This window comes from Caballeronia jiangsuensis (assembly GCF_046030135.1).
Classification (GTDB): domain Bacteria; phylum Pseudomonadota; class Gammaproteobacteria; order Burkholderiales; family Burkholderiaceae; genus Caballeronia; species Caballeronia jiangsuensis.
Window position 1 is genome coordinate 1 of record NZ_JAQQDB010000108.1, and the last position, 1107, is coordinate 1107.

General features: G+C 60.3%; 1 protein-coding gene. It reads right to left on the reverse strand.

The genetic code is table 11. From position 1 onward, the window contains the following. Window positions 1-1053: IS630 family transposase (locus PQR08_RS38540; protein WP_408164468.1), on the reverse strand; the 1053-nt coding region annotated here is incomplete at its 3' end. Window positions 1054-1107: the final 54 nt, after the last annotated feature.

Sequence of the window (1107 nt, forward strand, 5' to 3'; positions counted from 1 at the left end):
GGCTGCGTCATTGATTTGGCACCGGCGGATCCGGCGTGAAGGATCGTCATACTTCCATTTGATCGGCTTTGGATTTTTGTTGTGCATGTAGTGCATGAGTTTGCGATCCAGGTCTTTTACCGAAGTGAAGATGCCGCGGGCGATCACATCACGCTGGATGCGCGAGAACCAATTTTCCACTTGGTTGAGCCACGACGAGTAGGTCGGCGTGAAGTGCAGACGTACGTTGCGATGAGCGTTGAGGAAGTCGGCGACCCGCTCCGTCTTATGGCTGCTGACGTTGTCACAGATGACGTGGATTTCCCTGCGTTTGGGCTGACTGGCGACGACATCGGTCAAAAAGGCTACGAACTGTTCGCTTGTGTGGCGCGGCGCCGTCTTGCCAAACACTTCGTTGGTAGCAGTATTGAACGCCGCGAACAAGGTGAGCGTGCCGTTGCGCTTGTACTCGAAGCCGTGACTCTCGGCGCGCCCTGGCGACAGCGGCAGCATCCGGTCCTTGCGGTCGAGTGCCTGAATCGCAGTCTTCTCGTCCACACAGAACACCGCTGCGTGCGCCGGCGGGTTCAGGTAAAGCCCGATCACGTCGGCCGCCTTGGCCTCGAAGTCCGGGTCGTTGGAGATCATGTGCCGCTCTAACTGTTGCGGCTTGATGCCGTGCTTGCGCCAGATCCGCTGCACGGCCGAGACCGACACGTCGCCGAGCTCTGCCGCGAGCTTGTAGCTACTCCAGTGTGTCGAGCCGTCGGCGGGTTTGTGCTTGAGAGTGTGGTTGAGCACCCGCGCCTCAAGTCGCGCCGGCGGCTGCTTGGGAGCGCGCCCGGGGTGCCGGGCGTACATACCGGACAGTCGCTCGCTAAGAAAGCGCCCCGACCAGCGTGCGATGAAGCGCGAGTCGCAACCCAGGGTGCGCATGATACTGTCGCGCGATTCGCCGTCCTCGAGCATCAGGATCAACTTCGCGCGTCGTACGTCCGCCGCACGCACCGTTCGGCTGCGCGCCGCTGACAGCAGTTGCTCGCGTTCGGTCTCGGTCAGATTCATTTTGCCCATGACCCATATCTAAACATAGACCGGATGCTAATTTAACGACGCACCGCACTAGTC